Below are 24,544 nucleotides of genomic sequence, written 5' to 3' on the forward strand. Positions count from 1 at the left end.
CGGAACGGTGGGGCCGAGCGCCCGCGTGATGCCGGGAGTCCACTGACTCGGGGCATGACGGAGCGGCCGCGGGTCTGGTCGGCACGCGTGTGGCAAGGCCACGCGGCGCCGGCGCGGCGATCTCGGATCGACGTGTCGGTGCAAGGGCGAGAAGTCTCGTTCGGGTCTCGGTTCGGACAGCCGGGCCGCCGTGCCCGCAAGCGAGACACGGCCACGCCGCTCTCGCGTCACCCCGAACCCGCTGAGGCGGCAGGTGCCCGGTCAATGGACCGAAGGACCGCGGACCGCCCCGCGGCGCGAACCCGATCACCCCAAGGGGCCGGATCCCGATGTCGAACGTGTTACCGACGAGCCCGATGCAACGAGAAAGACAGCGCAAACTAGCAGTGTAGCCGACGGCTTCACTGCTGGCAAGGACGAGACCTGATCACGTCGCGCGCCGCTTCCCTACGAAGGTTCGCGAAATGATGGAACTCCGTAGCCCCGGAGCTAGTCAAGGCCTCAAGGGCAACATCGTCTCGGCCCGATCTCGCCGTTGACACGTCGCTCCAGGTGAGCCGGACCGCCGCCGGCCGTCGGCGGCCGAGCGCCTCCGCCGGCCCGCCCCACGGGAAGATGCCCCGTGAGAAGGCCATTCGTGCATGAGACGGACGAAGACGTCGCCCTGATCGCGCCCACCGACCGGCCGCCCGAACGGCCGATCACGACCTCTCAGGCCGTCCCGCGGGCCCGCCCCACGGCCCGACGACGACACCGAAGTCTTACCACCACCGGCCCCGCCCGCCAGTCGGATCACCACCCGCCGCGCCGCCGCGCCGCCGCGCCGCCCCACCGGACCGCCGTGCCACCGTGACGCCACTGTGCCACCGGACCCACGCCGCCGCGCCGCACCCGGCCGCACAGTGCCGGACACACCGAAGCCCCGCCCCGGACGTACCGGGACGGGGCTCAAGGTCACCCACTCCCCGACCGGCGGGAGGCCGGCCGGGGAGCGGGATGTCCGCCGCGACGACAGCGCGCTGGCGCCGGGGCCACGGCGGACCGGTGCCGGCAGGCGGCACCGGTACCGAACTACTTGACGGTGACGGTGGCGCCGGCGCCCTCGAGGGCCGCCTTGGCCTTGTCCGCGGCCTCCTTGGCGACCTTCTCCAGGACGGGCTTGGGGGCGCCGTCCACGAGGTCCTTGGCCTCCTTGAGGCCCAGGCTGGTGAGCGCGCGGACCTCCTTGATGACCTGGATCTTCTTGTCGCCGACGGACTCGAGGATCACGTCGAACTCGTCCTGCTCCTCGACGGCGGCGGCCTCGCCGCCCGCGCCACCGGCCACCGGGCCGGCCGCGATGGCGACCGGGGCGGCCGCGGTCACGCCGAACGTGTCCTCGAACTGCTTCACGAACTCCGAGAGCTCCAGGAGCGTCATCTCCTTGAACGCTTCGAGGAGATCGTCGGTCGAAAGCTTCGCCATGGTGGCGGTTCCTTCCTGGTAATGCCGATCAGATGATCCGGCGCCCGGCCGTGCCGGGGGGTGTCGTCAGGTGGGTGGTCGGTCGTCGCGCCCCGTGGGACGCGGCCCCGCCGGGACACCACCCGCGTGGGCGGCTCGGTGCGGGCCAGCTGTGGCCACACCGGGACACCGCCTCGCGGGACGGGGGTCCCGTCAGGCGTCGCTCGTCAGGCGTCCACGGAGACCGGCTCGGCGCCGGCCGTCTCCTCCCGCTGCGCGCGCAGGGCCTCGGCGAGCCGAGCCACCTGCGACAGCGGGGCGGCGAAGAGGCCGACCGCCTTGGCCAGCGAGCCGTTCATGGCTCCGGCCATCTTGGCGAGCAGGACCTCGCGGGACTCCAGGTCGGCGAGCTTGCGGATCTCCTCCGCATTCATCGCCTTGCCTTCGACGACCCCGCCCTTGACGACCAGAGCCGGGTTGGCGCGGGAGAAGTCCCGCAGGCCCTTGGCCGCCTCGACCGGGTCGCCGCCGACAAACGCGACGGCCGTCGGACCGACGAGCAGGTCGTCGATGCCGGACACGCCGGCCTGTGCCGCGGCGATCTTGGTAAGGGTGTTCTTGACCACCGCGTAGCGGGTGGTCTCGCCGAGGGCGCGGCGCAGCTCGGTGAGCTGACTCACCGTCAGGCCGCGATACTCGGTCAGCACCGCGGCGGTCGAACCACGGAACTCCTCGGCGATCTCCGCCACCGCGGCGGTCTTCTCCGAGTTCGCCATCGGGCTCCTTCAATGGTCGGCCGGCCATACCGAAGGACCCGGAAACGACGAACGCCCCGGCGCAGGAGGCACGGGGCGTCAAGGGCGACGATCTTCGCCCGCCGACCGTACCCACCTGGGTGAGTTCGGAGCCGGCACAGCGGCGATGCGTGAGCCACTTCCCGTCCGCCACCTACGCGGGCCGCTCGGGGAAACCGAGCCTTCGGCCTCCGACGACGGGTCTCCGAAAAACTCGGGACCCGACGGCCGGAGTACGACCAGCGGTCTTCGGTGTGGAACTGTTCATCATCGTAGCAGGAGCAACGCGGAACGAACGAAGGGCACACACCGCGGACGGTGCGTGCCCTCGTCGTGCCGTTCGATTCGAACTGGTCCGGCCCGGTCGTACGATTCCGGTCGAACTCGTCCGGTCTTCCGGTCGGCGCCGTTCCGGTCAGGCCGAGATCTCCTCGAGGAGGTTCCGGGTCCGGTTCGGGTCCACGGGGATGCCGGGGCCCATCGTCGTGGCGAAGGTGACCTTCTTGAGGTACCGACCCTTGGCCGCCGACGGCTTGACCCGGACGATCTCGTCGAGGGCGACGGTGTAGTTCTCGATGAGCTGGGTCTCGGAGAAGCTCACCTTGCCGATGACGATGTGCAGGTTGCCCTGCTTGTCGACCCGGAAGTTGATCTTACCGCCCTTGATGTCGCCGACGACCTTGGCGACGTCCAGGGTGACGGTGCCGGTCTTCGGGTTCGGCATGAGCCCACGCGGCCCGAGGATGCGGGCGATCCGGCCGACCTTGGCCATCTGGTCGGGCGTCGCGACCGTGGCGTCGAAGTCGAGGAAGCCCTCCTGGATGCGGGCCACCAGGTCGTCGCTGCCGACGATGTCGGCGCCCGCGGCGGTGGCCTCGGCGGCCTTCTCGCCGGCGGCGAACACCGCGACCCGCGGGGACTTACCGGTGCCGTGCGGCAGGTTGACCGTGCCACGCACCATCTGGTCGGCCTTGCGCGGGTCGACGCCGAGCCGGATGGCGACCTCGACGGTGGCGTCGTACTTCGTGGACGACGTCTCCCGGGCCAGCCGGGCCGCGTCGAGCGGGCTGTAGAGAGCGGTCGCGTCGATCTTCTCTGCCGCGGCGCGGTAGGCCTTGCTGCGCTTCATGAGTTCTCCTCGTGGTGTTGGCGGGTCCCGCTCCGCGCCGTCCGACCCGGGCTCAACCCGGGCCGTGGCAGCGACGAGCCCTCCCACATACCTGCGTTCATCCGTGCGTCGCGACGAGCCCGCCGCGATGTCACACGTGTACTGCCTTGTGTCGCCCTTGTGCCGTCCGCTCCCGCCGCGTGCGTCGGAACGTCCGGCGGGACTTCCCACGCGTTCGCGCGGGACACGGTCATACGGACACGGTCACTCGCCGACGGTGATACCCATCGAGCGCGCGGTACCGGCGATGATCTTCTCCGCGGCCTCGATGCTGTTCGCGTTGAGGTCCGGCAGCTTCGTCTGGGCGATCTCGCGCACCTGGGCCGGGGTCAGCTTCGCGACCTTGACCCGGTGCGGCGTGCCGCTGCCCTTGTCCACACCGGCGGCCTTGAGGATCAGCCGGGCGGCGGGCGGGGTCTTGGTGACGAAGGTGAACGACCGGTCGTCGTACACCGTGATCTCGACCGGCACGACGTTGCCGGTCTGCGACTCGGTGGCCGCGTTGTACTGCTTGCAGAACTCCATGATGTTCACGCCGTGCTGGCCCAGGGCGGGACCGACCGGCGGCGCCGGGGTCGCCTTGCCGGCGTTGATCTGGAGCTTGATCAGCGCAGTGATCTTCTTCTTCTTGGGAGGCATCTGTTCGTCTTCCTACCGGGGTTCTACGGAGCGGATCAGATCTTCGCGACCTGGTTGAACTGGAGCTCGACCGGTGTCTCCCGACCGAAGATGGAGACGAGTACCTTCAGGCGCTGCGCGTCGAGGTTGATCTCGCTGATGGTGGCCGGCAGGGTGGCGAACGGGCCGTCCATGACGGTGACGGACTCCCCGACCTCGAACTCCTGGGCCTTGACCGTCTCGACCTTCTTCTCCTTCGGCGCCGCCGGCGCGAGGATGGAGACGACCTCCTCGCGGCGCAGCGGCGACGGCCGGTTCGTCAGGCCCACGAACCCGGTCACACCCGGCGTGTTGCGGACCGCCGACCAGGACTGGTCGGTCAGATCCATCCGGACGTAGATGTAGCCGGGGTACTTCTTCTGCTGTACGAGCTGGCGCTTGCCGTTCTTGACGACCGGGACCTCTTCGGTCGGGACCTCGATCTGGAAGATGTAGTCCTCCATGTTGAGGCTGGAGATCCGGGTCTCGAGATTGGTCTTGACCTTGTTCTCGTAGCCCGCGTAGGAGTGCACGACGTACCACTCGCCGGGAGCGTCCTCGAGCGCCCGGAGCAGGTCGTCGCCATCATCCTGAGGCTCGGGCGTCGCGACCGCGGTGGCCGGCACGGCGTCAGCGGCCGGCGCGGCATCGGCCGCCACCGTCGCGGGCGTGTCGGCGGTGGAGCCGCCGTCGGGCCCGAGGTCGTCCTCGAGGTCGTCCTTCTCAGGTGCGGCCGCGGCGTCCGTGCTCGCGACCTCGTCGCGCTCGAACGCCGCAAGGGGGTCGAGACGGTCGAGGGCCTCTCCCTGCTCGGAGGAGGCGTGCTCGGGAGACTGGGACACGCGGTCGTTCCTTCTCTCGTGGACGGGTGGACAGTGGGTGGTTCTCCCGCCGGCGGACCTGATCCGCCGAACGGCCGGCCGCCGACCGGGTCGCCCGCCGCGACCCGTGCCAGCGGGACGCACCCGGCCACACAGGGCCGGGACGACGGCACGAACCGGTGCCCGGGCCGAGCACCGCGCCGCACCGACGATCGGTCGGCCCGGCTCGCTGCCCATGGCGGCTCCGGTGTCAGCCGAAGACCGCGAGGACCGCCTTCGTCAGGCCGAAGTCGAGGCTAGCCACGAAGGCCGTCATCACCGTGACGAAGACAAGCACGACGACCACGTAGGTGATCAACTCGCTCCGGCCCGGGTAGACGACCTTGCGAAGCTCCGCGATGACCTCGCGGACGAACTGACGAATCCTGCGGACAATCGAGAACGGCGACCGTCGACGGTCGGCCCGCGCGGACCTACCGGCCCGCGGTGCCGCGTCACGCGTATCGGTCGCCACTCAGCTCCACCCACTCGTTCGTCGGTCCAACGCAGGGGCGACAGGACTCGAACCTGCAACCGCCGGTTTTGGAGACCGGTGCTCTACCAATTGAGCCACGCCCCTTAGACGTACCCGGACCACCACCTAGTTCCCACCGTGCCGCCTTCGCTCTCCGTCAGGCTTCCCGATGATTTTCAAAGGATCTTCGCGATCCTCTAAAGATCATTTAGGGCCGTTCGGTGGAGCTACCGGCTGCAGGCGGGGGCTGACAGGCCGAGCGGAACGAGCATACCCCTTCATCGACCGGATGCCGGCCGCACGGTGCTCTTCGACGTCCGCAGGTCGCCCCAGGAGGGGCCGGACGGGCCAGCCCGATCCCCTACTCACGTGGCAGCATGGCTGCCATGAGCAGGATCTCCCACCGCATCGCGGGCATCGCGCCTTCCGCGACCCTCGCCGTCGACGCGACCGCCAAGGCGATGCGCGCCGCGGGCCGGGACGTGATCGGCTTCGGTGCCGGCGAGCCCGACTTCCCGACTCCCGAACACATCGTCGCCGCCGCGGAGAAGGCGTGCCGCGAGCCGCGCATGCACCGCTACACCCCGGCTGCCGGCCTCCCCGAGCTGCGGGAGGCCGTCGCGGAGAAGACCAGGCGCGACTCCGGCCTGGTCGTCGAGCCAAGCCAGGTCCTCATCACCAACGGTGGCAAGCAGGCTGTCTACCAGGCGTTCGCGACTCTGCTCGACCCAGGGGACGAGGTTCTCCTGCCTGCCCCCTACTGGACGACCTACCCCGAGGCGATCCGCCTCGCCGGCGGTGTGCCGGTCGACGTCGTGACCGGGCCCGAGGCCGGCTACCGCGTCACCGTCGAGCAGCTCGAGGCCGCCCGGACCCCCCGTACCAAGGTCCTGCTGTTCTGCTCCCCCTCCAACCCGACCGGCGCAGTCCACACCCCGGAGGAGGTCCRCGCGATCGGCCGCTGGGCCGCCGAAGCCGGCATCTGGGTGCTCAGCGACGAGATCTACGAGCACCTGGTCTACGGCGAGGCCCGCTTCGCCTCGATGCCCGTCGAGGCACCCGAGCTGGCCGACCGCTGGGTCGTCGTCAACGGCGTCGCCAAGACCTACGCGATGACCGGCTGGCGGGTCGGCTGGCTGATCGGCCCGCTCGACGTCGTCAAGGCGGCCACCAACCTGCAGTCGCACGCCACCTCGAACGTCTCGAACGTCGCCCAGGCCGCGGCGCTCGCCGCCGTCGCCGGCCCGCTCGACGCCGTCCACGAGATGCGGACGGCCTTCGACCGCCGCCGCAAGACCATGCACGAGATGCTCGTGCAGATCCCCGGCGTGCGGTGCCCCCTGCCCGATGGCGCCTTCTACGCCTACCCGTCGCTGGAGGGCGTGCTCGGCCGGACGCTGCGCGGTCGCACGCCGGCGACCTCGGCCGAGCTGTGCCAGTTCATCCTGGAAGAGGCCGGCGTCGCGATCGTGCCCGGGGAGGCCTTCGGCACCCCGCGCTTCGCCCGCCTGTCCTACGCCCTCGGGGACACCGACCTGGTCGAAGGTGTCCGCCGGCTCGGCGCCCTGCTGTCCGAAGCCGTCTGAGGACGGCTGAGCGCACCGTCCACCTCCACGCACCCCGGGGTCGAGGCGATGTCCGGCTGACGGACACCGACTGACGGACACCGGCTGACTGACGTGCACCCAGCCGTCGTAGCTACGACGGCCGGCAGCGGGCCCCGCGGCACACCGCCGCGGGGCCCGTCGGCGTGTGGGGCCGGGCCGCGCCGCGCCGGTATCCGGGTGTGGGACCGGGCCCCACGGGACGCTGCCGGGCGCCGCCGGGGTCAGGCGAGCTGGACGGTCGCCCGCGCCGCCATGAGGACCTTGGCACCCTCGTGTCGGACTGTGAGGTTAACCACGACCCTCCCGCCGTCGAGCTTTTTCTCCACAACGCCCCGCACAGAGATCTGCGCGCCCTCGTCGTCGTCGGGCACGACCACGGGTGAGGAGAACTTCACGCCGTACTCGACGACGGCCGCCGGGTCGCCGACCCAGTCGGTGACGAGACGGCCCGCCGTGGCCATCGTCAGCATGCCGTGCGCGAGCACACCGGGGAGCCCGGCCTCGGCGGCCACCCGCTCGTTCCAGTGGATCGGGTTGAAATCGCCCGACGCGCCGGCGTAGCGCACCAGATCGGCTCGCCGCAGCGGGAAGACCCGGTCACCGATCTCGGTACCGACGTCGACGGCGTCATAGGTGACGGTGGTGGGCATGCCGGCTCCGATCGAACCCTCGGCGGGACGCCGCGTCAGCGGGGCGGCGCGGCGACGTCGCGGTGGTCAGCGAGAAAGTGGTCAACGAGGCGGCGCGGTGCCGCGGGAGACCAGGCTGCACGTTCCCTCCGCGACCAGCTCGCCACTCGTCGTCGTGAACTCGTAGGCCGTCACCAGCACCTCGTTGCGGCCGACCGAGCGGATGGACGCCAGCGTCGAGCGCACCACGAGCTCGTCGCCCGCGACAACCGGGCGGTGCAGGGTGAACCGCTGGTCACCGTGGACGACGAGGGAGTAGTCCAGGCCGAGAGCAGGATCGTCGGTCGGCAGGCCGAGGTCGCCCGGGATCGCCGTGACCAGGAAGGTCGGCGGGGCGAGCAGGTCGGCGTGACCGGCGGCCTTCGCCGCCTCCACGTCGTGGAAGAGCGGGTTGCCGTCGCCGATGGCGCGCGCGAACTGGCGGATGTGCTCACGTCCCACCTGGAACGGAACGTCGGAGGTGTAACTACGTCCGACAAAGTCCTGGTTCAGCGGCACCGCACGCTCCGATCTCGACGTTGCCGGATCCCGATGTCGCCGGAACCCGGGCTTACCGGACCGGTTCGAGACCCTATCGGGCCCGCGCCCGCGCGGACAGCATCGCCACCCGGACCGCGGCACCGCCCGGACGGCGCGGCCACCGGAGCCGCGTCGTCACTCGGACGGCGCGGCCACTCGGGACGGCGCGGTGACGGCATGACGAAACCGGGCGGGTCCGTGTGTCGCGGACCCGCCCGGAGTAAGTCGTGTGTCGCGGTCACCGTGCCTGCGCCGGGGCTCGCCCCGCCCGGTCGACGGCGCCCCGCCAGCCGTGGTCGGCCGACGGGCTAGCGCGTCTCGCGGTGCTCGGTGTGCGTGCGGCAGTTCGGGCAGAACTTGCGCAGCTCGAGACGGTCCGGGTCATTCCGCCGGTTCTTGCGCGTGATGTAGTTGCGGTGCTTGCACACCTGACACGCCATTGTGATCTTCGGACGAACGTCGGTGGCAGCCACGGCGAGATGCCTCTTCCTGTCTCGAATTCTCTACAGGCCAAGGGGCCGCGACTCACCAGACCCCTGGAGGGTGACACGGTGTGCCGCGACCCGATGGTAGCGGTGGCCGGACTTGAACCGGCGACACAGCGATTATGAGCCGCTTGCTCTGCCAGACTGAGCTACACCGCCATGACGGATCACCAGCGAGCGAAGATCCGACTGACAGTATAGGCGGACAGACCACCAACTGCCGATCACGATCCTGCCCGATACCGGACCGCCTGAGCCCCTTTACGGAATCGAACCGTAGACCTTCTCCTTACCATGGAGACGCTCTGCCGACTGAGCTAAAGGGGCGTGCTCGCGCGGGACTCACGTTACACGACTCCGGCGACTTCGTGGCGGGCACCCCCCCACACTTCCGCCCGGCGCCGACCGTCCGGCTCGCCCGCATCCACGCGCGGCCGGCGCGGCCGGCGGGAACGTGCCGATCGACCCGGACGGCAGGCGGGTGACCAGACCCCGCGAACACGGCCAGAAGGCCGACACGGCGAACTAACGGTGACGTCGAGCCCGACACGCACCCCCCGCTGATAGCTGTAAGTAATCGCATGAGTGCCTAGCGTGTTGCTCGGCCGTGGACGCGCGCCTCACAGGTGCTACCGCAGCCGCCGCCGCGCCTCCCAGCATCGAGGGTTGCTCATGCCGCTCACGTACCGTCACTCCCGAGATCCACAGACCCCGGACGCGGCGCCCATCGTCCCGCGTGCGCCGTGGGAGAGCCAGCCGGCCGCCTCACCGCGGCCGCTCCCCCTCGCCGGGGTACCTGTCCCGGCCGGGACCTCACTGCCACCTGGAACGTCCTACGCGACGCTGCGCGCCGCGTTCCCGGATCGGCCCGTGTCGGGGCCACCGTCACCGAAGAGACCACAGAACGCGTCCGCCAAGGTGGCGTTTCCGGCAGCCGCCAGCTTCGCTCACGATCTGCCCGCAGCCGGCGAGACACAGGCCGGAGCGGCGCAGCCCGGCGTCGTCTGGGCCGGCGAGATCGTGATGGCCGAGCCCGCGGCTGCCGGCCGGGTGGCAGTCGACCGGGTCGCTGCCGGCCGGGTGGCAGTCGACCGGGTCGCTGCCGGCCGGGTGGCAGTCGGCCGGGTCGCGGTCGACGAGGCGCTGGCCGCCTGGCGCCTGCGCAATGCCGGACGGTTCTCCGCGCGGGTCCTCAGCGCGGCCACGGTGGCCGTCACCGCCGTCGCGCTCTCCGCGCCGGCCGCGGGCGCGCTGCCCACGCGGCAGGCGTCCGGGGTCTCAACTCCGTCGGCGCAGATCACCCCGCAGACACAGATCACCCCGCCGACGCAGACCTCGCCCGCGGCACAAATCACACCGTCCGCAGCGGCGGCACCAACGCCGTCGCCGGCGGCCCAGGCACCAGCGAACGGGGCGGCGGCGACCACGACACCCGCACCCGCGGCGCAGACATCCGCACCCGCGGAACCGACACCGGCATCCGCCACACCCGCGGAGCCGGCGCCCGACCCAGCGCCCGTGCCACCCGGGGCGACTCCACCTGCGCCGCCCGGGGCCACCCCTCCCGTGCCGCCTGGGGCCAGCCCGCCGGCGGCGGGCATGACACCGGCGCCCGGGCCGGGGACGTCCGAGCCCGTCCTGTCCACGGAGCCGTCCCCCGCCTGGCCCAAGGGCATCGACATCGCATCGTGGCAGCACCCCGGGTCGGCGCCGATCGACTGGAACGCGGTCAAGGGCGCCGGCATGACCTTCGCAATCGTGAAGGCCACCGAAGGGACCAATTACACGAATCCGTTCTTCGTCGGCGACCGGGACGCGGCCGGCAAGGCGGGCCTCGTCGTCGGCGCCTACCACTACGCCCGCCCGGCAGCCCCGATCTCGACCGCCGTCGACCAGGCCCGGCACTTCCTGGCTGTGACCGGCCTCACGCGCACAGCCGGCCACCTGGCTCCGGTCCTGGACCTGGAGACCACCGGCGGGCTCGATCCGGTGGCCCTCGCGGCCTGGACCCGGGCCTTCCTGGAGGAGATCGAGTCCCAGACCGGCCGGGCGCCCATCCTGTACACGTACCGGTCGTTCTGGACGAACAGCATGGCCGATACGAAGGAGTTCGCCCGGTACCCGTTCTGGTTCGCCATCTACAACAACGAGTCCACCCCGGGATGGCTGCCGGGCGGCTGGCCCGGCTGGGCGATGTGGCAGTACACGTCCTCTGGCGTGGTCCCCGGGATCATCGGGAGCGTCGACATGAACGTCGTGTGCTGCTCCGCCCCCGCGCTGACCGGGCTCGCCGACGGCACCCTCTCCGAGATCGACAAGCGGTACGCGGCGGCCGGGCTGCTGCAGCTCGCTCTCGGGGCGCCCACCGAAGCGGAGGTCGTCGCGGGCGGCGGCGGCCGCTGGCGCCCCTTCAAGAACGGGCTGATCTACTGGTCCGTCGCGACGGGACCGCGGGTGCTGCACGGCAAGATCGCGAAGAAGTACCTGGGCCTCGGCGGGACCAACAGCTTCCTCGGACGTCCGCTCGGCGACGTCGAGTGGGCCGCCGCGCCCGGTGCCCACCAGGCGATCTTCCAGGGCGGCTGGATCTACTGGCACCCGACGACCGGGGCGCACGAGGTGCACGGCCTGATCCTGCGCCGCTACCTCGAACTGGGCGGCTCGACGTCCAGCCTGGGTCTTCCGATCACGGACGAGTACTCGGTGCCGGGCGGCCGGGAGAGTGCCTTCCAGTTCGGCAAGCTGCGCTGGACGGCCGCGACGAACGCGGTGACCCTGCTGCCCGCGGCGGCGCCCTGACGCCACCCACCCCTGTCCGGCCTGACGGCGCACATCCCCGACCCCGAAACGAACGCGAGGAGTGACGAAGGCCTACGCGGGGTATCTGACGCCGAGTGCGGCGGACTGTGGCCACTTGGGTCACATGCTGCGCCGTCGTGCAGCCGGGAGGACCAGATGGCAGATCTGCGGCAGGTACGCAACACGGACGGCTGGCTGATCTTCGCGGCCGTCATCATGTTCATCGTCGGTTTCCACAACCTCATCTACGGCATCGCGTCACTACGCGACTACATCGTGATCGTGGACAACCTCTACTCCACCTCGACGGGCACCGGGGTGATCTACGCCAACACCACCTTCTGGGGCTGGCTGTGGATCGTCGTCGGCATCGTCCAGATGGGGATCGCGTTCGGCATCGCGGCCGGCAACGAGCTGTCCCGCTGGGTGGGCATCGTCATCGCCGCACTCAACGCGATCGGCCAGCTCGCGTTCATGGCCGCCTTCCCCATCTGGTCGGTGATCATCATCGCCATCGACGTCCTCGTCATCTACGCGCTGGCCACCTACCAGACGCGCGGCCGTGGCGGCGCCGCCGAGCCCTACCCGAGTGACCGTCCCGGGATGACCCGCGGCGCGCCCACGACGGCTCGCAGCGGGGTGCGCGCCGGAGCGGGCGGCGGCTACGACCGCGACCAGGGCTACACCTCCGACCAGGGTTACGCCTCCCAGCCGGGCCAGACCGGCCGCGGCGAGGGCTACCCGGCGGGCCCGCCCGACCCCGGTCAGCGGTCGGGCGGGCCGGGCCTCAGGCCGGGCGACCCCGGCTACCGGGACCCGAGCCGGAAGGACGGCCCCGGGGGTTCGGGCGCCGGCATCCGGTGACGGTATGACTGCCGAGGCCGCCGCGGACCTGTCACCGCGGCGGCCTCGGCACGACCTGACCACGCATCTGTCACCGCGGCGTTCCCGGCACGACCTGATCACGCCACAGCCGGCAGCGGCGGACGAATCCGGCCAGGTGCTCGGCCGCGAAGCGGTCCGGGTCCCAGTCGGACGTCCGCACGTCGGTCACGTCACGCCAGAGATAGGCGACCGCCGAACCACCGCCGACCAGGGTGAGCTCGCGCGCCTCGTACGGATCGCCCTCGAAGAGGTCGAGCAGCTCGCGTTCGATCCTGGTCAGACCGCTCAGGCACCTGCCCGAGCACACGTCGCCGGGGCGTGCGGGGACCAGGCCCGGGTAGCTCCGCCCCGGCAGCGCCGCCGCCCGCCAGCCGCCGACGGCCGCCGGAGTGATGGTCGGCACCCGGCCGAGCAGCGCATCGACGACCATGTCGAAGCGCAGCGTCCCGTAGACGAACAACGCTCCGGCCACGTCCGAAGTCATCCCGGTCCCGCGTGTCCGACGTCAGGCTGTCCGGGTGCTAACGAGCCGCGTCGAGGTCGGCGCGGGTGAGGGTGGGGAGCAGCGTCAGGCCGATCTCCGCGAGCCGCTCCCGGCCACCCTCCTGGCGATCGATGACGCACAGGACGTCCTCGACGACCGCGCCCTGCTCGCGCAGCACCCGGGTGGCGTCGAGCACGGCCCCGCCGCTGGTCACCACGTCCTCGACCAGGACGATCCGCCGACCCTCGACCTCGCCGCCCTCGGCGATGCGCCGGGTTCCATACTCCTTCGCCTTCTTGCGGACGAACCTGGCCGGCAGGCCGGTACGGGCCGACAGCAGCGTGGCCAGCGGAACGCCGCCCAGCTCCAGGCCGGCGAGGAGATCTGTGTTCGGCGGGAGATGCACCGCCATCGCCTCGACAATGTCGGCGAGCAGCGCCGGCTCGGCCTCGAACAGATACTTGTCGAAGTACTCGGTGCTCGTACGGCCCGACCGGAGGAGGAAGGTCCCGGTCAGGTGGGACGCCGCCCGCACCCGGGCGGCCAGCGCTTCGATGTCGGCCACGTCTGCCGACTCTACGGCCCGCCACCGCGCCGCCAGCAGGCTTCGGCCGGACGGCGGAGGCGGTGCGGCCGGGTCGGGGCCGGCGGGAACGGATCAGGCCCCGGCGGGCACCTTGTCGAGGAAGCCGAGCACCTGGGTGATGCGGCCGTCGGCGCCGCGTTCGATCACGTCGAACCCGACGACGAGGGGTTCGGCACCGGGCTGGCCGAGGCCCCAGGTGAAGCGTGCCTGGGCGTGGTGGGCGTCGACCTGCCCCAGCATGGTCATCGTCAGGCCGGGGAACTGTCCCTGCACCGCTCCGATCATCGTGTCGATGGCGTCGTGGCCCTCGGCCGTGGCGATCGGGTCGACATAGCGGGCCCCGGGGGCCAGGGCCTTCGCCACGGCAGCCCTCCGTAGAGCGGGGTCGGTCTCGTTCCACGCGGCGATGTAGTTCAGGGCCAGGGTCGCGAGGTCGTCCACGGTGTGTCCTCACTCTCGGATTCATCATTGTCGGATTCACCGGCGGATCTGGCTGCCGGGCGGCGGACCTGCCCGGCCGCTTCGGCGGTGGGACCGATGCTGCCGGCCCGAGGTGCGGCCCGTCGATTACCTGTGAAGTCATGGCCCGACGACGGCGGCGGCGCCTACGGTCGTGCCATGAGCCTCGCCCGCGAGCCCGGTCGGCCGGTGGGAGCGTTGCTGCGCGGCTGGCGGGAGCGGCGCAGGCTCACCCAGCTGGACCTCGCTGAACGCGCGAACGTCTCGACGCGCCACATCAGTTTCGTGGAGAACGGGCGGTCCCGACCGACAAGCGAGATGATCATCTCGCTGTCCGGGCATCTCGACGTCCCGCTCCGGGAACGCAACCAGCTGCTGCTGGCCGGAGGCTACGCACCGGCCTACTCCGAGAGCGATCTCGCCTCGCCGCCGATGTCCGCGGTGAGCGCGGCGATCGACCGGGTGCTCACCGGCCTCGGGCCGCTGCCCGCGGCGGTCATCGACCGGCACTGGCAGCTCGTCGCCGCGAACGACGCGATCGACCTGTTCACCGCGGGCGCGGCCGCACGGCTGCTGGAGCCCCCCGTCAACGTGCTCCGGCTCAGCCTGCACCCCGAAGGCATGGCCCCGCGCATCCTGAACCTTCCGGAGTGGAGGGCACACCTGCTCGACCGGCTGGCCCGGCAGGCCGACGCGACCGGTGACCAGGTCCTCCGGGACCTCCACACCGAGCTCAGCGCGTACCCCGTGCCCGACCGCGTCGCAGATGGGGCTGCCGACGGCGGCGAGCGTGGCCGTGCGGGACGCCCGGCCGAACCCTGGACGGCGAACGGCATAGTCACCCCGGTGCGCTACCGGTCGCCCCGGGGCGAGCTCTCGCTCTTCACCACCACCACCGTTTTCGGCACGCCCACCGACGTGACCGTCTCGGAGCTCGCGGTCGAGACCTTCTTCCCAGCGGACGCCCCCACCGCCAGTCTTCTCTACGGATCCGCACGCACCTGATCGGTCCCTGCAGGCCGGGGCGGCCCCGGGCGGTCCGCCGTGAGCACTGGTGACGTCCGTTTGGTGCATGTCTCCCAGCCCAGACCGGCCGGTCGGCCCTGACCGCACAGACCCACGGAGTCTCGAGCCAGGCAGCCGTGGCCCAGGTCGGGCTGCACGCCGCCTTACGCACGCCGCTCGACCGTCGTAGGGCGTGTCGGCGTGCCCTGAGCTCGGACCCCGACAGTAGCCATGCTCGGTGGGGAACAACCGGGAACATGGAACAGGCCCCGGAGTGTGCTCCAGGGCCTGTGTCGCAGMATGTTCCCCGGGTAACCCGGGGTGGTGGCAGGTGATGGATTCGAACCATCGTAGGCTGAGCCGACGGTTTTACAGACCGCTCCCTTTGGCCGCTCGGGCAACCTGCCGTGTTCAACAAGCATACCGGTCGCACCGAGTGGACTGACGGGGAGGGTCCCCCCGACACTCCGGCCCGCGCCCGGCCCGCGTCACGGGGCCGGCGCTCGCCCCGTACGACTTGACCAGGAGGTCCGTGCCCGTGGCAGATCCGTCCTTCGACATCGTCAGCAAGGTCGACACCCAGGAGATCGACAACGCGGTCAACCAGACGGCGAAAGAGATCAAGACCCGCTTCGACTTCCGGGACACCGGGGCCTCCGCGGCGCTGTCCGGCGAGTCGATCCTCCTGCAGGCCAACAGCGAGGATCGGGTGAAGGCCGTCCTGGACGTTCTGCAGGAGAAGTTCGTGAAGCGCGGCATCTCGCTGAAGTCGCTCGAGCACGGCGAGCCGCGGCAGTCGGGCAAGGAGTACAAGCTGACGGTGACCGTCCAGCAGGGCATCGCGGACGAGAAGGCCAAGGCCATCGCCAAGAAGATCCGCGCGGACGGCCCGAAGGGCGTGCAGGCGCAGATCCAGGGCGACCAGCTCCGGGTCACCGGCAAGAAGCGGGACGACCTGCAGCGGGTCATCCAGCTTCTCAAGGCCGAGGACTTCGACGTACCGCTGCAGTTCGTCAACTACCGGTGATCGCCGTCGCCCGCCGACACCGGCGGGCGACGGCGACCAGCCCGGACTGACGCCGCCCGGACACAGCGCGCCGCGGCCCCGCAGCCCCCAGCGCCGTGGCGCCATGGCGGTGCGGGCAGGGCCGCGGGACGGACCGCAATTCACGGGGCGTATGCACGGGAAGAAGCACGATCGCCGCCGCACGGCAGAAAGCGTTAGGAACATCCGGCGGTAGATGTCCGAAATAGGTGCACCCCGCCCGATGGGGGGTTTCGGGCGGGGTGCGTGCGGCGGAACCTGGGGGGTACGCTCCGCCGCTGTCTGGGAGCTTTGAGACTACTCGCTATCCAGCGCTTCAGCGTGCCTTCCCCGGGTCTCGTCGTGACGCGGTGGTGAACTCCGCGTTCCCGGCATGTTCCTTCCATGCCAAGCCACATCGGCCGCCGCCGAGGAGCCGCGCCCATCCGGTCGGTGTCATGAAGGGAATGCCGACGTCACGGCCTGAATCAGGCGATCCGGCGCACCGCTCCCGGCCGGCAAAGCGACCGGGAGCCGATTCCTCCGGGCGGAACCGTGGCGGTGGGGTTGAGGGTGGACGGAGTAGGCGGATTGGGTGGGGTTACCGATACGGGTTCATCCTGGCGCGCTGCTCCAACCGGGCGATCCGCTCGGCGATCGGCGGGTGGGTCGAGAAGAACCGGCCGATGCCGCCGCCACGGAACGGGTTCGCGATCATCAGCGCGGCGGCCGGGCCCAGCCGCGAGTTGGCTGGCAGCGGCCTGGCGGCCGTGCCGGCCTCCAACTTGCGCAGGGCGCTGGCCAGGCCGAGCGGGTCGCCGGTGAGGGTCGACCCGGATTCGTCCGCCTGGTACTCGCGGGCCCGGCTGATCGCCAGCTGGATGATCGTGGCGGCGATCGGGCCGACGACGATGAGGGCCAGCATCTCCAGTACCCCGGGGCCGTCCTCGTCGCGACCGCCGCCGAAAATGGCAAACCACTGCAGCATGTTTGCCAGATAAACGATGATGCCCGCGAGCGCGCCCGCAACCGAGGCGATGAGGATGTCGCGGTTGTAGACATGGCTCAGCTCATGACCGAGGACACCACGGAGCTCACGGTCATCCATGATCTCCATGATTCCCTCGGTGCAGCACACGGCCGCGTTACGGGGGTTTCGCCCGGTCGCGAAGGCGTTCGGTGACGATGTGGGGCTCAGGTACAGCTTGGGCATCGGCATCCGCGCCCGGGTGGCGAGCTCCTGGACGATCGCGTAGAGCCGGGGCTGCTGAACCTGGCTCACCGGATACGCCCGCATCGCTCGCAGGGCGATCCGATCCGAGTAGAAGTAGGAGAATCCGTTCATCGCGAGCGCGAGAACGACGGCGATGACGAGGCCGCTCGTGCCGAAGAGCGACCCGATCCACACGATCGCGGCCGAGAGAACGCCGAGGAGAAGCGCCGTCTTCAGCCCGTTGAGACTGCGATGAAGCATGGCTGTCGCGTATCCGTCCTGTCGACCTGTCGCACTCGCTTCAACGAAGGAGCCGACGCTCCCTGTTCCCGGTAGCGGTCACGCCCACCCGCGGCCGTCCGTCGCACCGGCGCGCACGGCGGCGGCGGCGACCGGCTCGAGCAGGCCGGCCTGCTCGAGCCGGTCCGCGGTGAGGACGGCGAGCGCGGCGTAGGCGTCGGCGAGGTGGCGGTCGCGCCGTTCCAGCCTGTCCAACTGCGCTGTGACGGTGCCGACGTCCCCGCGCCGGACCGGGCCGGTCATCGCGGCCTCGCCGGCGTCCAGCGCGTTCTCCAGCGACGCGCGCAGCAGCGGGCCGAGCGCGCCGGCCGGGTCGGGAACGCCCGCCTCGGCGATCAGCCGTCCGGCGGCCGTCACGAGGGTCGCCAGGAAGTTGCCGCCCAGGACCAGGGAGGCGTGGTAGAGCGCCCGCTGCTCCTCGGCGACGACCGCCACGCGCCCGCCCACGTCGGCGACCAGGCGGCGCACGAGCGCGGCCGCCGGCTCGTCACCGGGGGCCGTCGTCACGCCGAAGGTGGCACCGGCGAGGCGGTCGACGTCGGCAGGCGTCCCGGTGAGCGTCATGATCGGGTGGATGGCGGCCGGGTGCGCCCCGGCGGCGCGGGCCGGCGCGAGCGGGGCGATCCCGTGCCGTCCGCTCAGGTGCGCGACGAGCGGGGACGGTGAGCGGGCCGCGTCGGTGCCGGCCGGGCCGGACCGCGCCGGACCGGTGCGGGCCAGGCCGGGGGCGGCCTGTGCGGCGACGGTCTCGATCAGGTCGTCGGGCACGCCGAGCAGGATCACCTCTGCGGCGGCCGCGGCCTGCTCGGGCGTGGCGCACGCCGTGGCCGCCGGGAAGCGCGCGGCGGCCCGTTCCCGGCCGGCGGGCGAGCGCACGTAGTAGGCGCGAACCTCGTGGCCGGCGGCGGCGAGCGCGGCGCCGAGCGCCGAGCCGGCGCGGCCGACGCCGATGACGGCCACGGTGAGGCCCGGGCCCGCAGCCATGCCCGCCGTTATTCCCGCCACATGGCCGTCCTCCCGCGCTCGCACTCCCGGAGCGGCCCGCCGCGGTCGGCTCCCCCGTCTCCGCCGCTCGTGCCCCACCGGAGTGACCTCATGCACCGATCCAATCGTCCGAGGTGCGCACAGGCGACGGATACCCGGCCATGGCCGGGTTCACCGGGGGCCATCGACTCCGCCGGAGCTCACGACCGGACCACCCGGCCGCGCAATGAACGGCCACGGCCACACATCCGGAACTCCGCCGGAACACACCGTTCATCTCCCGGTGACCGATCAGTGATGCTGAGAGACGTCCGCGTCGATCCGTGCCCGGTCGGTGTCATCGGGAGGTCGTCCAGGCGCGGTGCCTATCGCGCCATACGAAATCGCGGGACGCCCCGCGCACCGCTGGTCCACCTAATCGATAGTGTTCACATCGGGGTGCCATCCCCATCCGACGGGGCCGGGAACACACTCATGTGTGGACGTCGGCCGCACGGCGGGGGTGATCGCCGCGATACCACCACGATGCCGGTGTACTCGTTTCCACGACAACACCGGCATGCCGATCTCTGGGCGGAGGTCACCTGAATACGGCCCGCGCTGTACATAGGCGCCCCGAACGGTATGGACGTCGCCCGCGCGCGGCACGGGTGACCGCCGCGCACAGTCGCGCCCCGGGGGGTGCCCCACCGGCTGGGGGGTTCGGGCACGGGTCACGGCACCGGCCGGGGTGTCCGCCTACGGACACCCGTCGGGGCTCCCGCGAGCAGGTGACACAGCACGTCCGCGGCCCGAAGGGGGAACCGGCGGCCTTCTCCGCGCGGCCCGCCCGCCGGTGTCCGGCCGTCTCCTCCCACCCGCCGGAGCCGACGGTTCGCCCCGGTGGGGACGGCCTCGGAGGGCCCCACGGCGGGGACGGTCCCGCCCGCCGAGCCGCACTCACGTCCGTTAGCAGAAAACGCATACCGCAACCAGCCGCACACCACCAGGCAGGGTGGGTGACGGGGATAATCCGGTCCCGAACGGCGTCCCACCGTCCTTCCCGGAGTCGGTCAGGCGTCACGATCCCCGTGGTGCATTGAGCCGCCCGGTACGCTGGGGTGGTACCTGAGGAGGTTACTGAAGGTGTCTGAGCAGGTCAGGGAGAGGGAGACCCGCCGGCTCGACCGGGTCGTCGTGCGCTTCGCGGGCGACTCAGGCGACGGTATGCAGCTCACCGGAGAACAGTTCACAAGCGAGACAGCGGCATTCGGCAACGATCTGTCCACGCTTCCGGACTTTCCCGCGGAAATCCGGGCGCCAGCCGGCACCCCGGCCGGAGTTTCTGGCTTCCAGCTACATTTCTCCGATCACGATATTCTCACCCCGGGCGACGCCCCGGACGTCCTGGTGGCGATGAACCCGGCCGCGCTGAAGGCGAACCTGAAGGATCTGCCGCCCGGCGCCGACCTGATCGTCAACACCGACGCGTTCACCGGCGGCAACCTGAAGAAGGCCGGCTACGCGACCGACCCGCTGGCCGACGGGACTCTGGACAACTACACCGTCCACCGCGTCCCGCTGACGTCCATGACGATCAACGCGGTCAACGCCGCCGAGGGCGTCGCGGGGACGGTGAACAAGAAGGAAGCCGAGCGGGCGAAGAACATGTTCGCGCTCGGCCTGATGAGCTGGCTGTACCACCGGCCGACCGGCGGCACCGAGGGCTTCCTCAAGAAGAAGTTCGCCAAGCGGCCGGAGATCGCGGCGGCCAACATCGCCGCGTTCCGGGCCGGCTTCAACTACGGCGAGACCACCGAGTCGTTCTCGGTCACCTACGAGGTCGCCCCGGCGCGCATGCGGCAGGGCACCTACCGGCGGATCACCGGGAACATCGCGCTGTCCTACGGGCTGATCGCGGCCGGCGAGCTGACGAAGCTGCCGCTGTTCCTCGGCACCTACCCGATCACCCCGGCCTCGGACATCCTGCACGAGCTGAGCAAGCACAAGCAGTTCGGCATCCGGACGTTCCAGGCCGAGGACGAGATCGCCGGTGTCGGTGCCGCCCTCGGCGCCTCGTTCGGCGGCTCGCTGGGCGTGACGACCACGTCGGGCCCGGGTGTCGCGCTCAAGAGCGAGACGATCGGCCTGGCGGTCAGCCTCGAGCTGCCGCTGCTGATCGTGGACATCCAGCGCGGCGGCCCGTCCACCGGCCTGCCGACCAAGACCGAGCAGGCCGACCTGCTGCAGGCGATGTTCGGCCGCAACGGTGAGGCCCCCGTGCCGATCGTGGCGCCGCGCTCGCCCGGCGACTGCTTCGACGCCGCCCTCGAGGCCGCCCGGATCGCGACGAAGTACCGGACGCCGGTCTTCCTGCTCTCGGACGGCTACCTGGCCAACGGCTCCGAGCCGTGGCTGCTGCCGACCCGCGAGGAGCTGCCCGACCTCACGGTGACCTTCACGACCGAGCCGAACCACGACGGGCCCAAGGGTCCGGAGTTCTGGCCCTACCAGCGCGACCCCGAGACGCTGGCCCGCCCGTGGGCGGTTCCCGGCACCCCGGGTCTGGAGCACCGCATCGGCGGTCTGGAGAAGGCCGACGGCTCGGGCAACATCTCCTACGACCCGGCGAACCACGACCGCATGGTCCGCCTGCGCCAGGCCAAGATCGACGGCATCGCCCGGGACATCGCCCCGCTCGAGGTCGACGACCCGTCCGGCATGGCGAGCGTGCTGGTCCTCGGCTGGGGTTCGACCTTCGGCCCCATCGCCGCCGGCTGCCGGCGGGTCCGGGCCAAGGGGCTGCACGTGGCCCAGGCGCACCTGCGCCACCTCAACCCGTTCCCGGCGAACACCGCCGAGGTGCTGCGCTCCTACGACAAGGTGCTGATCCCCGAGATGAACCTCGGCCAGCTCCGCACGCTGATCAGGTCGCAGTTCCTGGTGGACGCGATCGGCTACAACCAGGTCCGTGGACTGCCGTTCAAGGCCGCGGAGCTCGCGGGCGTCTTGGAGGACGTGATCAACCAGTGACCGTCACAACGAACGGCAGCGGGATTACCAACCGGCTCCTGGACCTGGTACCCGCCACGCCGAGCCAGCTGACCCGTAAGGACTTCACCTCCGACCAGGAGGTCCGGTGGTGCCCGGGATGCGGCGACTACGCCATCCTGGCCACCGTCCAGGGCTTCCTGCCCGAGCTGGGGATCGCCCGGGAGAACATCGCCTTCATCTCGGGCATCGGGTGCTCCTCACGCTTCCCGTACTACCTGCAGACCTACGGGATGCACTCCATCCACGGGCGGGCGCCGGCGATCGCGACGGGCCTGGCGACGTCCCGCCCGGACCTGTCGGTCTGGGTGGTCACCGGTGACGGCGACGCGCTCTCGATCGGCGGGAACCACCTRCTGCACGCGATGCGCCGCAACGTGAACATCAAGATCCTGATGTTCAACAACCGGATCTACGGGCTGACCAAGGGCCAGTACTCCCCGACGTCCGAGGTCGGCAAGATCACCAAGTCGACGCCGTTCGGCTCGCTCGACCGCCCGTACAACCCGGCGTCGCTGGCGCTGGGCGCGGAGGCGACGTTCGTCGCCCGGTCGATCGACTCGGACCGGGCCCACCTGACGTCGGTGCTGCGCGCGGCGGCGGAGCACCCGGGCACCGCGTTCGTGGAGATCTTCCAGAACTGCAACATCTTCAACGACGGCGCGTTCGAGGCGCTGAAGGACCGTGGCACCCGGGACGACGCCACGCTGAAGCTGATCGACGGTGAGCCGCTGGTCTTCGGCGCCGAGCGGGACAAGGGGATCCGGCGCGCGGCGTCCGGCGGCCTCGAGGTCTGCGCGGCGACCGACGAGGGCGTCCTCGTGCACGACGCGGCGAACACGGACCCGAGCCAGGCGTTCGCGCTGTCCCGGCTGACCGGGGATGACCACGGCGTCACCCCGATCGGCGTGTTCCGCAACGTCGACATCCCGACCTACGACGAGGCGCTCAACGCGCAGGTCGAGCAGACCCGGGAGCGGCAGGGGACGGGGGACCTGATGGCCCTCATCTCCGGCGGCGAGACCTGGACGATCGACTGACGGCGGGCTGACCTCAGTGCGAGGGGCCGGGGTGGGCACGACTGCCACCCCGGCCCCTCGCCGTTTCGGACCGCGACCGCAGGGCCCACCACCATCGTGCTATCTGCACCTATTGCCCTGTTAAAGACGCTAACGCAGCGCTTGCCGCTTTCTGATCAGCATGCGGTATCGTGTGCGCCGGTGGGGGTGCCGTGTGGCCCGGGGGGGCTCACAACACCGAAGCAGGCGGAGGCGCAGTGCGGGGTAACGCAGCGCGAGGTCACCGAGTCCGTCACCGGGGCTCGCCGTCGGGGTCGGGCCGCGCCCGGCACCAGGTTCCGCAGGGCGTTGGCGGCCACCGTGGGTAGCCACTCGGCCGGCCGGCACTCCCGCGCGGGCTCCACCGCGACCGATCGCCGGAACCGCACCCCGGCCTCCGGCCAGGGCCAGCCGATCGACGACCAGACCCCCCGGCCCGCCCAGGCGCTCACCTCCCGCGCGCGGACTCCCTACCCGCCGGGCGGCGCGCCGCGATCCGGCTGGGTCACCAGCGAGTGGAGCAGCAACCCGTCCGCGGCCACGGCCTCGCTGCCGCCCCGTCCCGCCCCGCCCCGCCCGGCGACACGGCCCCCCGGCGAGCTGGATACCGTCACCGGCCCGATCTCGATGAGCACCTCCCAGCGCCGCGAGCTGTTCGGCGACGACCCTCAGCCCGGCCAGGCCGACGCCTATGGCCGCTCCGCGCGGCGGGCAGCGCGGTCCGCGGGCCGTGGGCGGCCCGGTGACCGCCTCGACGACACCGCCGACCTCGGCGTCCGCCAGCCCGGGGAGCTCGACCCGCAGCGGGTCGGCGACGAGGCGGGGGCCGCGGGCGGGCCCGGCGCATCCCGGTTCTCGCTGTTCGAACCGGCCCGCCCGGCCGGATCCCTGCGGCTCGACACGGCTCCCCGCTCCGGCGCCCGCGCCGACGGCACCCGCTCAACAACGGCTTCGCGCGCGGCGGCGCGGCCCACCGGTTCGACCACCGGCCGCGGCGCGCACCGCGCACCCGCGCCGCGTCGCGGGCCGAGCCGGACGCGCATGGTGGTCGCCGGTACCGCGTCCCTCGCCGGCCTCTCCGCGATCGTGACCGGTGTCGCGCTCAGCGGCGACCAGCCGGTCACCGCGGCCGGGCCCACCACGGGCGCCACCCCGCTCGTGCAGGTCGCCGGCGCCCGGCCGGCCGCGTTCGGCTCGGACGACACCCAGGCCTCCCGCGACGGGCGCGCCCCGCTGCCCACCTACCCGACGGCGGCGCCGGCCACGACGGGCGGCTCCGGCACGACCGACCAGAGCGACAGCGGGTACCGGAGCTCACCGAGCGGCCCGTCCGCACCGGCGTACAGCGGGTCCGGCACGCAGCAGCAGGGCCTGTCCGGCTACGAGATCCCGTTCGTCCCGCTGACCCCGCGGTCCACGGCGACGCCGTCCCCGGCCGCCGGCGGCACGACCACGCCGGGCAGCACCACGCCGGGCACGACAAACCCGGGCACGACGACGCCGGGGGCCACCACTCCCGGGAGCACCGCCCCCGGCACCACGACACCCACCCAGCCGGGAGCGACGACCTCGCCCACGCACGGCACCTCGCCGTCGTCGGCTCCGACGACGACCCGGCCGACCACGTCGAGCTCGAGCACTCCGGCGCCCGCGTCGTCGCGCGAGGGCTCGCTCCCGTTCAACCCGACGCCGGTCGAGGTCACCCCGATCTGGGATCTGCTCTTCCCCGCCCAGAGCCAGAGCACGTCGACGTCGTCCAGCGCCCCGGCGGGCTCCTCTGCGACGCCCGCGCCGACGGCGTCCTCGAGTACCGGCGCCGGCTCCTAGTCGGGCTCCCGCCGGGAGGGCACGGGCAGACCCTCCCGGCTGCGGGGACCCCGTGCCGGCCACCCCGCACAGCGCGGTGGCCGGCACGGGGCCGAGCCCGGTCCTAGTGTCCCGGTCCGGAGATTCGCGCGCAGTAGTGTCCGATCGCGTCGATGATCTGGTCGGCGGTCCTGGTCCACTTGAAGGGCCTGGC

At 71.6% G+C, this 24,544-nt stretch carries 22 protein-coding genes and 4 tRNA genes; 8 read left to right on the forward strand and 18 right to left on the reverse strand.

Features of this window, described 5'->3' with window-relative positions; translation table 11 throughout:
• Positions 1–1,071: 1,071 nt before the first annotated feature.
• The 7 genes from rplL to BBK14_RS27740 all read right to left on the reverse strand — a co-directional run bounded on the left by rplL (position 1,072) and on the right by BBK14_RS27740 (position 5,502).
• Positions 1,072–1,464, reverse strand: a complete 393-nt coding sequence (gene rplL, locus BBK14_RS27710) for a 50S ribosomal protein L7/L12 (protein ID WP_071066152.1) — start codon at positions 1,462–1,464, stop codon at positions 1,072–1,074.
• Between the two features lie 206 nt (positions 1,465–1,670).
• Positions 1,671–2,219, reverse strand: a complete 549-nt coding sequence (gene rplJ, locus BBK14_RS27715; protein ID WP_071066153.1) for a 50S ribosomal protein L10 — start codon at positions 2,217–2,219, stop codon at positions 1,671–1,673.
• 433 nt (positions 2,220–2,652) lie between these two features.
• Complete coding sequence (rplA, locus tag BBK14_RS27720; protein ID WP_071066154.1) at positions 2,653–3,366, reverse strand: 50S ribosomal protein L1; 714 nt, start codon at positions 3,364–3,366, stop codon at positions 2,653–2,655.
• A gap of 243 nt (positions 3,367–3,609) precedes the next feature.
• The gene (gene rplK, locus BBK14_RS27725; protein ID WP_018505143.1) at positions 3,610–4,044 is read right to left on the reverse strand and encodes a 50S ribosomal protein L11; all 435 of its coding nucleotides are present in this window, start codon (positions 4,042–4,044) and stop codon (positions 3,610–3,612) included.
• A 35-nt stretch (positions 4,045–4,079) separates the two neighbouring features.
• Positions 4,080–4,904, reverse strand: a complete 825-nt coding sequence (nusG, locus tag BBK14_RS27730; RefSeq protein WP_071066155.1) for a transcription termination/antitermination protein NusG — start codon at positions 4,902–4,904, stop codon at positions 4,080–4,082.
• A gap of 229 nt (positions 4,905–5,133) precedes the next feature.
• On the reverse strand, positions 5,134–5,397 hold the full coding sequence (gene secE, locus BBK14_RS27735; protein ID WP_020463489.1) for a preprotein translocase subunit SecE: 264 nt from the start codon (positions 5,395–5,397) through the stop codon (positions 5,134–5,136).
• Positions 5,398–5,429: 32 nt separating this feature from the next.
• A tRNA-Trp gene (locus tag BBK14_RS27740) sits at positions 5,430–5,502 on the reverse strand.
• Positions 5,503–5,774: 272 nt separating this feature from the next.
• Between BBK14_RS27740 and BBK14_RS27745 the strand changes: the two genes are divergently transcribed.
• Positions 5,775–6,983, forward strand: a complete 1,209-nt coding sequence (locus BBK14_RS27745; protein WP_071066156.1) for a pyridoxal phosphate-dependent aminotransferase — start codon at positions 5,775–5,777, stop codon at positions 6,981–6,983.
• Positions 6,984–7,225: 242 nt separating this feature from the next.
• On the opposite strand, the gene BBK14_RS27750 is transcribed toward BBK14_RS27745, so the two are convergent.
• The 5 genes from BBK14_RS27750 to BBK14_RS27770 all read right to left on the reverse strand — a co-directional run bounded on the left by BBK14_RS27750 (position 7,226) and on the right by BBK14_RS27770 (position 9,024).
• Complete coding sequence (locus BBK14_RS27750; RefSeq protein ID WP_020463491.1) at positions 7,226–7,654, reverse strand: MaoC family dehydratase; 429 nt, start codon at positions 7,652–7,654, stop codon at positions 7,226–7,228.
• An 81-nt stretch (positions 7,655–7,735) separates the two neighbouring features.
• The gene (locus tag BBK14_RS27755) at positions 7,736–8,191 is read right to left on the reverse strand and encodes a MaoC family dehydratase N-terminal domain-containing protein (RefSeq protein WP_071066157.1); all 456 of its coding nucleotides are present in this window, start codon (positions 8,189–8,191) and stop codon (positions 7,736–7,738) included.
• A gap of 329 nt (positions 8,192–8,520) precedes the next feature.
• Positions 8,521–8,685 (reverse strand): 50S ribosomal protein L33, encoded by a 165-nt coding sequence (gene rpmG, locus BBK14_RS27760; protein WP_006539112.1) that lies wholly within the window; start codon positions 8,683–8,685, stop codon positions 8,521–8,523.
• Positions 8,686–8,779: 94 nt separating this feature from the next.
• Positions 8,780–8,856: transfer RNA gene (locus tag BBK14_RS27765), tRNA-Met, on the reverse strand.
• Positions 8,857–8,951: 95 nt separating this feature from the next.
• Positions 8,952–9,024, reverse strand: a tRNA-Thr gene (locus tag BBK14_RS27770).
• A gap of 591 nt (positions 9,025–9,615) precedes the next feature.
• Here BBK14_RS27770 and BBK14_RS41460 point away from each other — a divergent pair.
• Together BBK14_RS41460 and BBK14_RS27780 are read left to right on the forward strand one after the other, a co-directional pair.
• Positions 9,616–11,496 carry a GH25 family lysozyme gene (locus BBK14_RS41460; RefSeq protein ID WP_275078520.1) on the forward strand — a complete coding sequence of 627 codons (1,881 nt, stop codon included), beginning with the start codon at positions 9,616–9,618 and terminating at the stop codon, positions 11,494–11,496.
• A 156-nt stretch (positions 11,497–11,652) separates the two neighbouring features.
• Positions 11,653–12,360, forward strand: coding sequence for a DUF7144 family membrane protein (locus BBK14_RS27780; RefSeq protein ID WP_071066158.1), 708 nt, complete (start codon positions 11,653–11,655; stop codon positions 12,358–12,360).
• Between the two features lie 70 nt (positions 12,361–12,430).
• Here the strand turns inward: BBK14_RS27780 and BBK14_RS27785 are convergent, their stop codons facing one another.
• The 3 genes from BBK14_RS27785 to BBK14_RS27795 form a co-directional block, all read right to left on the reverse strand.
• Entirely contained in the window at positions 12,431–12,865 is a 435-nt protein-coding gene (locus BBK14_RS27785; RefSeq protein WP_071066159.1) for a gamma-glutamylcyclotransferase family protein, read from the reverse strand.
• A gap of 37 nt (positions 12,866–12,902) precedes the next feature.
• Entirely contained in the window at positions 12,903–13,430 is a 528-nt protein-coding gene (pyrE, locus tag BBK14_RS27790; RefSeq protein ID WP_071066160.1) for an orotate phosphoribosyltransferase, read from the reverse strand.
• 93 nt (positions 13,431–13,523) lie between these two features.
• Positions 13,524–13,892, reverse strand: coding sequence for a nuclear transport factor 2 family protein (locus tag BBK14_RS27795; protein ID WP_071066161.1), 369 nt, complete (start codon positions 13,890–13,892; stop codon positions 13,524–13,526).
• A 132-nt stretch (positions 13,893–14,024) separates the two neighbouring features.
• Between BBK14_RS27795 and BBK14_RS27800 the strand changes: the two genes are divergently transcribed.
• A complete protein-coding gene (locus BBK14_RS27800) occupies positions 14,025–14,915 on the forward strand; it encodes a helix-turn-helix domain-containing protein (protein WP_476739410.1) in 891 nt (296 codons plus the stop codon).
• Between the two features lie 322 nt (positions 14,916–15,237).
• Here the strand turns inward: BBK14_RS27800 and BBK14_RS27805 are convergent.
• Positions 15,238–15,322 (reverse strand) — tRNA-Tyr (locus tag BBK14_RS27805).
• Positions 15,323–15,453: 131 nt separating this feature from the next.
• Here BBK14_RS27805 and BBK14_RS27810 point away from each other — a divergent pair.
• Positions 15,454–15,942, forward strand: coding sequence for a YajQ family cyclic di-GMP-binding protein (locus BBK14_RS27810; protein WP_020463499.1), 489 nt, complete (start codon positions 15,454–15,456; stop codon positions 15,940–15,942).
• A gap of 598 nt (positions 15,943–16,540) precedes the next feature.
• Here the strand turns inward: BBK14_RS27810 and htpX are convergent.
• A complete protein-coding gene (gene htpX / locus BBK14_RS27815) occupies positions 16,541–17,413 on the reverse strand; it encodes a zinc metalloprotease HtpX (RefSeq protein ID WP_071066162.1) in 873 nt (290 codons plus the stop codon).
• Positions 17,414–17,491: 78 nt separating this feature from the next.
• Complete coding sequence (locus BBK14_RS27820) at positions 17,492–18,457, reverse strand: Rossmann-like and DUF2520 domain-containing protein (protein ID WP_241831883.1); 966 nt, start codon at positions 18,455–18,457, stop codon at positions 17,492–17,494.
• Positions 18,458–19,561: 1,104 nt separating this feature from the next.
• On the opposite strand from BBK14_RS27820, the gene BBK14_RS27825 reads away from it, so the two are divergent.
• The 3 genes from BBK14_RS27825 to BBK14_RS27835 all read left to right on the forward strand — a co-directional run bounded on the left by BBK14_RS27825 (position 19,562) and on the right by BBK14_RS27835 (position 24,351).
• A complete protein-coding gene (locus BBK14_RS27825; protein WP_071066164.1) occupies positions 19,562–21,448 on the forward strand; it encodes a 2-oxoacid:acceptor oxidoreductase subunit alpha in 1,887 nt (628 codons plus the stop codon).
• On the forward strand, positions 21,445–22,506 hold the full coding sequence (locus tag BBK14_RS27830; RefSeq protein WP_071066165.1) for a 2-oxoacid:ferredoxin oxidoreductase subunit beta: 1,062 nt from the start codon (positions 21,445–21,447) through the stop codon (positions 22,504–22,506). Before BBK14_RS27825 ends, BBK14_RS27830 begins: the two co-directional genes overlap by 4 nt.
• Positions 22,507–22,845: 339 nt before the next feature.
• Positions 22,846–24,351 carry a hypothetical protein gene (locus BBK14_RS27835; RefSeq protein ID WP_241831884.1) on the forward strand — a complete coding sequence of 502 codons (1,506 nt, stop codon included), beginning with the start codon at positions 22,846–22,848 and terminating at the stop codon, positions 24,349–24,351.
• Positions 24,352–24,544 lie beyond the last annotated feature (193 nt).

The organism is Parafrankia soli (assembly GCF_001854695.1).
Lineage (GTDB): Bacteria > Actinomycetota > Actinomycetes > Frankiales > Frankiaceae > Parafrankia > Parafrankia soli.

Coding starts and splice junctions, on each gene's coding strand:
- rplL (WP_071066152.1), bottom strand. CDS start 1,464: ATGGCGAAGCTTTCGACCGACGATCTCCTCGAAGCGTTCAAGGAGATG.
- rplJ (WP_071066153.1), bottom strand. CDS start 2,219: ATGGCGAACTCGGAGAAGACCGCCGCGGTGGCGGAGATCGCCGAGGAG.
- rplA (WP_071066154.1), bottom strand. CDS start 3,366: ATGAAGCGCAGCAAGGCCTACCGCGCCGCGGCAGAGAAGATCGACGCG.
- rplK (WP_018505143.1), bottom strand. CDS start 4,044: ATGCCTCCCAAGAAGAAGAAGATCACTGCGCTGATCAAGCTCCAGATC.
- BBK14_RS27750 (WP_020463491.1), bottom strand. CDS start 7,654: ATGCCCACCACCGTCACCTATGACGCCGTCGACGTCGGTACCGAGATC.
- BBK14_RS27780 (WP_071066158.1), top strand. CDS start 11,653: ATGGCAGATCTGCGGCAGGTACGCAACACGGACGGCTGGCTGATCTTC.
- BBK14_RS27785 (WP_071066159.1), bottom strand. CDS start 12,865: ATGACTTCGGACGTGGCCGGAGCGTTGTTCGTCTACGGGACGCTGCGC.
- htpX (WP_071066162.1), bottom strand. CDS start 17,413: ATGCTTCATCGCAGTCTCAACGGGCTGAAGACGGCGCTTCTCCTCGGC.